General features: G+C 64.1%; 6 protein-coding genes and 1 pseudogene. 2 read left to right on the forward strand and 5 right to left on the reverse strand.

Annotated features, from left to right (window positions below; translation table 11 throughout):
* Positions 1-30: 30 nt before the first annotated feature.
* From G3436_RS11145 to G3436_RS11155, 3 genes and pseudogenes are all read right to left on the reverse strand, one after another.
* On the reverse strand, positions 31-969 hold the full coding sequence (locus G3436_RS11145; protein ID WP_163944750.1) for a hypothetical protein: 939 nt from the start codon (positions 967-969) through the stop codon (positions 31-33).
* A complete protein-coding gene (locus tag G3436_RS11150; RefSeq protein WP_163944753.1) occupies positions 966-1,877 on the reverse strand; it encodes a hypothetical protein in 912 nt (303 codons plus the stop codon). Before G3436_RS11150 ends, G3436_RS11145 begins: the two co-directional genes overlap by 4 nt.
* Positions 1,878-1,904: 27 nt before the next feature.
* Positions 1,905-3,169, reverse strand: a pseudogene (locus tag G3436_RS11155) (Hsp70 family protein).
* 166 nt (positions 3,170-3,335) lie between these two features.
* On the opposite strand from G3436_RS11155, the gene cbpA reads away from it, so the two are divergent.
* On the forward strand, positions 3,336-4,295 hold the full coding sequence (cbpA, locus tag G3436_RS11160; RefSeq protein ID WP_163944756.1) for a curved DNA-binding protein: 960 nt from the start codon (positions 3,336-3,338) through the stop codon (positions 4,293-4,295).
* A gap of 2 nt (positions 4,296-4,297) precedes the next feature.
* The gene (locus tag G3436_RS11165; RefSeq protein WP_163944759.1) at positions 4,298-4,603 is read left to right on the forward strand and encodes a chaperone modulator CbpM; all 306 of its coding nucleotides are present in this window, start codon (positions 4,298-4,300) and stop codon (positions 4,601-4,603) included.
* A gap of 97 nt (positions 4,604-4,700) precedes the next feature.
* On the opposite strand, the gene G3436_RS11170 is transcribed toward G3436_RS11165, so the two are convergent.
* Complete coding sequence (locus tag G3436_RS11170) at positions 4,701-5,225, reverse strand: GNAT family N-acetyltransferase (protein WP_163944761.1); 525 nt, start codon at positions 5,223-5,225, stop codon at positions 4,701-4,703.
* 34 nt (positions 5,226-5,259) lie between these two features.
* Positions 5,260-5,844, reverse strand: a 585-nt coding sequence (urtE, locus tag G3436_RS11175) for an urea ABC transporter ATP-binding subunit UrtE (protein WP_163944765.1), incomplete at its 5' end; no start/stop codon positions are given.

Here is a 5,844-nt window from a genome sequence, read left to right on the forward strand (position 1 = left end):
TTGCCAGCGAAAGGGCCGGTACAGCCTGGCTCAGCGTTTGGGCGGGTAGGTGACCGCTTCCACCCGGTCCAGCCCCGAGCCCATGAAGAAGGTGTACGGGCGCCCCAGCTTGTTCTGCTCGACGGCGCAGTGACGGGTCAGGTCCTGCGCCCGGTAGTCGATCTGCCAGGCCCGCTTCATCACGTGCTCACCCAGGTCGGCCAGCTTGAAGGCGATGCTCAGGGTCTTGCCCTGTTCGGCAGGCGGCACCAGCTTGAGCTCGCCCTGGTCGACCTGGCGTTGCAGGCTGGGCTCCTTGAAGCGGTACTGCGCACTGACCTTCCACGTGCTCCATTCGTCGGCTTCGCTCATCTGGCCGAACTCCAGCACCACCCGCTGCGGGTCGTCGCCCTTGACCGCATACAGGTCGGTCATGCCGGGATAATATTGGCGTGGGCTGACATACAGCAGGCAACTGACCTCGGCTTCGACCTCCTCGTTGACGTCCATCGTCGATCCAGGCCAGGCCTTGGGCATCGCGGCGACGGTGCTCACCTCGTCACCCAGTTCTGCCGGCAGCGTGAACACCGCGGGCAGCGCCTCCAGTGCCTGCAGCTGGCTGGGCGTCAGGCGCTTGCGCTCGGTGTCGGTAGGCAGCAGGGTAACTTCGATGTCGAACGTGATGGCATTGCGCGCCTGCACGACCTCTTCGAACAGCCCGCGCAGCGCACGTTGTTGCTGCTCGTCGAGCGGCTGTACGATAAACACACGTACCCGTTGCTCGTCCTTTGCATCGACATCGAAGCGCAGGTGCTTCGGATCGATCTGACGCTGTTCCAGGGCCGCGTTGATCAGGTCGCTGTTGTACTGATCCAGACCCCAGCGTGCGGTGCCCATCTTGATCCCGAAGCGCACGCTCATCAGTTCATCGTCGCCGCAGCCGCCAAGCAGCAGCATGCTGGCGAATGCCAGGGCCTTACACCGGTTCATTGCGGTACATCCTTGTAGGTAATGGTTTCGAGCCGATCCAGACCTTCGCCCACATGAAAGCTCAGCGGCCGCGGTAACGCATTGGCGGCCACCTCACACTCGTGGATCAGCGCCGAGGCGTTCTGTTGCAGTGGGAAATGGCTGTACAGGCGGTGCTGCCCCAGGTCGGCGAAGCCCACTTCCACGTTCAGCGAGTCGACCGACATGTGCGTGGCCGGCAGCAACTGCAATGCACCGCTCTGCACCTGTTGCTGCAATCCTGCATCCTTGAAACGGTAACGGGCCGGGTACGACCACTCGCCCATTTCCACGCTGACCTGGCCCGCCGTATCCAGCACCCGTGTCCACAGTGCCGTAACGCCGGCCGGCAGGGGCTCTACCGGGCGGGCGTGCACCTGGCAGCTGACGTTGGAATTGACCTGCTCCATCACGTCCGCCATTGCGTCGTCGCCTCTGGGCATCAGCGCCATGGTCAGTATCTCGGGGTTGAGCGCCATCTTGACGACCAACGGGTCGGGCAGCGCCTCGATCTGCTGGCGTTGCACGGTGCTGAGCTCCTCGCGCTGCTGCGCCGGGAGGTCCAGGGTCACCTCGATGTCCAGCGTGCTGGCGGCACGCGCTTGCACGATGGGCTCGAAGAGTGCGCGCAGTGCGCCGCGCTGTGCATCACTGAGCGGCTGCAGTTCGTGCACATGCACCAGATGCTTGTCTTCCAGGTCGACCCGAAAGCGCAGGCTCTGCGGGTCGATCTGCTGCGCCGTGAGCAGGGCGTCGATCTGCGTTTGCTTGAGCGTGCCCAGGCCGGCGGCCGCCGAGCCTGCCGAATCCTGGAAGCGCAGGGTCATCAGCTCGTCGTTGCAGCCAGCCAGCAGCAGGGCGCCAAGCAGCGCCAGCGGTTTGAAATTCATCTGTTCACGTCCTTGTGGGGCGGGGGGCTAGCCGTAGCGTTTGCGCGCTTCGATGGCCAGGCCGCTGCCGATGCTGCCGAAGATGTTGCCTTCCACGTGCCGTGCGTTGGGCAGCATCGCCGCCACGCTCTGGCGCAGCGCCGGAATGCCGCTGGAGCCGCCGGTGAAGAACACCGTGTCGACCTGGGCCACACCCACGCCGGCCTTGTTCAGCAGCTCGCTGACACTGCCACGTACGCGTTCGAGCTGGTTGTCGATGGCCGCTTCGAACAGGGCGCGGGTCAATTCGACGCTGAGCTCGGGCTGTACACGCTTGAGGTCGACCAGGCGGCTGTCGTTGTGGGTCAGCTCGATCTTGGTGGCCTCCACTTCCATGGCCAGCCAGTGGCCGGCGCGCTGTTCGATCAGCTTGAACAGGCGATCGATGCCGTCGGTGTCCTCGATGTCGTAGCGCATGCTGCCCAGGGCCAGTTGGGATTTTTGCGAGTAGACCGAGTTGATGGTGTGCCAGGTGGCCAGGTTCATGTGGTGGCTGGTCGGCATGAAGGCGCCGCTTTTCATGCGGCTGCCGTAGCCGAACAGCGGCATCACGCCCTGCAGGCTCAACTGTTTGTCGAAGTCGGTACCGCCGATGTGCACGCCACCGGTGGCCAGGATGTCCTGGTGACGGTCATCGAGCATGTGCCGCTCGGGCGCCAGGCGCACCAGCGAGAAGTCCGAGGTACCCCCGCCGATGTCGACGATCAGCACCAGCTCTTCGCCGTGGATGTTCGACTCGTAGTCGAACGCCGCGGCAATCGGCTCGTACTGGAACGACACGTCCTTGAAGCCGATCTTCTTCGCCACCTCGGCCAGGGTGTCTTCGGCTTCCTGGTCGCCGCCTGGTCGTCATCGACGAAATGCACCGGGCGGCCCAGCACCACTTCATCGAAGGCGCGGCCGGCATTGGCCTCGGCGCGCTTTTTCAGTTCGCCAATGAACATCCCCAGCAGGTCCTTGAACGGCAGCGCGGTGCCCAGCACGCTGGTGTCGTGCTTGATCAGCTTGGAGCCCAGCAGGCTCTTGAGCGAGCGCATCAGGCGCCCTTCGTAGCCTTCCAGGTATTCGTGCAGGGCCAGGCGGCCATACACCGGGCGTCGCTCTTCGATATTGAAGAACACCACCGACGGCAAGGTGATCTTGCCGTCTTCCAGGGCAATCAGCGAATCCACGCCGGGGCGATGCCAGCCGACGGTGGAGTTGGAGGTGCCGAAGTCGATACCGCAGGCGCGGGCCGGTGATGTGAGACTCATGGGTGTGCTTCCGGGGGAAAAACGGCCGCGCAGTTTATGCCAGCCATCAGCAGAATCAAGACCGAATATCTGCTCGGCAGCAATCCTTTGTCTGACTTGAAAGGCTATGCTTGACCCCAATCTTCACAGCAGTGATGCATTCGATAACCGATGGTGAATCGTAAAGATGGACTTCAAAGACTATTACAAGATCCTTGGCGTTGAGCCGACGGCGGATGACAAGGCGATCAAGGCCGCCTACCGCAAGCTCGCGCGCAAGTATCACCCGGACGTCAGCAAAGAGCGCGACGCCGAAAACCAGTTCAAAGAGGTGAACGAGGCCTACGAGGCCCTGAGCAGCCCTGAAAAACGCGCCGAATACGACGAGCTGCGCAAATATGGCCAGCACGGGCGGCCATTCCAGGGCCCGCCGGGCTGGCAGAGCCGTGGTGGTGGCGGTGCCGATTTTGGTGGCGGCGGCGACTTCTCGGACTTCTTCAGCTCCATTTTCGGCTCGGCCGGGCGTGGCAACGGCAACCCTTTTGGCCGCGGCCAGCAACGCAGTACCGGTCGTCGAGGGCAGGATGTGGAAATGGAACTGGCGATTTTCCTTGAGGAAACCCTGGCCAACGAATCGAAGAAGATCAGTTTCCAGGTGCCGCAGTACAACGCGGCCGGGCAGCGCGTGGGTGACACCACCAAGACCCTCAACGTGAAGATCCCGGCCGGTGTGGCCGACGGCGAGCGTATCCGTCTCAAGGGCCAGGGCGCGCCGGGTGTGGGCGGCGGGGCAAATGGCGACCTGTACCTGATCATTCGCCTGGCACCTCATCCGCTGTTCGATGTCGAAGGTCATGACCTGATCATCACCGTGCCGCTGGCACCGTGGGAGGCCGCGCTGGGCACCAAGGTCGAGATGCCGACCCTGACCGGCAAGCTCAACCTGACCATTCGGCCAGACAGCCAGAGCGGCCAGCGCCTGCGCATCAAGGGCATGGGCCTGAGCAACAAGCAGGGCCAGCGCGGTGACCTGTATGCGCAACTGAAGGTGGTGATGCCGGCGCAGTCGGATGCCGCCACCCGCGAACTGTGGACCAAACTGTCGGAGAAGGCCGGGTTCAACCCGCGAACTCAATGGAGTAAGTGACCATGAGCAGTACCCTGATCGTTCAACTGGACATGCGTACCCTGTGTCAGGAGGCCGATGTACCGGCCGACTACGTGATCGAGATCGTCGAACATGGCATCGTTGAACCGTCGGGGCGAACGCCGGAAGAGTGGGTGTTCGACGACCGTGCGCCGGTGCTCGCCAAGCGCGCGGTCAAGCTGCACCAGGAGCTGGAACTGGAGTGGGAAGGGGTGGCGCTGGCGCTGGAACTGCTGGAGGAAGTGCAGCAGTTGCGCAGTGAGAACTCGATGCTCAAGCAGCGCTTGGGCAGGTTCGTGCAAGGCTGACCGGCCCTTTCGCTGGCAAGCCAGCTCCCACAGGGATAGCGCCGCCCTCAAGCGCCCTGCAATACCTGTGGGAGCTGGCTTGCCAGCGAAGACGGCCTCAAGCCTGTGGCGGCTCAGCCCCCGGCGCCAGCATCAGTTGCATGAAGGTCAGGTCCAGCCACCTGCCGAACTTCACCCCCACCTGCGGCATCTGCCCGTTCAGGGTAAACCCCAGCCGTTCATGCAACCGGATCGAGGCCGCATTGCCACTCTCGATCGCCGCCACCATCACATGCTTGCCACAGCCCCTGGCGCGCTCGATCAGCGCGGCCATCAGCAGCGGCCCCAGGCCCTGGCCACGCTGGTCGCTGCGGATATACACCGAATGCTCCACGGTATGGCGAAAGCCCTCGAACGGCCGCCAGTCGCCAAACGAGGCATACCCCAGCACCTCGCCCGCGTCGTTCACCGCCACCAGCACCGGATACTGCTGGCCCTGGCGCGCGGCGAGCCACGCCTGGCGATTGCCCAGGTCGACGGTCTGTTCGTTCCAGATCGCCAGGGTGTTGAGCACCGCGTCGTTGTAGATGTCACGGATGGCCGGCAGGTCGGCAGGCACGGCATCGCGGATCAGGTGGGTCATGACAGGGCGCTCTGGAACGGGACAGGTGGTCAGCTTAAATCGTTACCAGGCCGCGTACACCCTCGGCCTCCATATTTTCCCCACGCCCCTGTTGCACGATTTCGCCGCGCGACATCACCAGGTACTGGTCGGCAAGTTCCGCGGCAAAGTCGTAGAACTGTTCCACCAGCAGGATCGCCATGTCGCCACGCGCGGCGAGTGTACCGATCACCGCGCCGATCTCCTTGATCACCGAGGGCTGGATGCCTTCGGTGGGCTCATCCAGGATCAGCAGGCGCGGGCGGCTGGCCAGGGCGCGGCCGATGGCCAGTTGCTGCTGCTGGCCGCCGGACAGGTCGCCGCCACGCCGCTGCTTCATCTGCAGCAGCACCGGGAACAGCTCGTAGATGAACGCGGGCACTTCCCGGGCCTGTTTCGCGCCGAAGCGTGACAGGCCCATCAGCAGGTTCTCTTCCACCGTCAGGCGCGGGAAGATCTCGCGGCCCTGGGGCACGTAGGCGATGCCGGCCTGCACGCGCTGGTGCGGCTTGAGCGCGGTGATGGCCTGGCCTTCCCAGTGCACCTGGCCCTCGCGGGCAGGCAGCAGGCCCATCAGGCAGCGCAGCAGGGTGGTCTTGCC

Source organism: Pseudomonas brassicae, from assembly GCF_010671725.1.
Lineage (GTDB): Bacteria > Pseudomonadota > Gammaproteobacteria > Pseudomonadales > Pseudomonadaceae > Aquipseudomonas > Aquipseudomonas brassicae.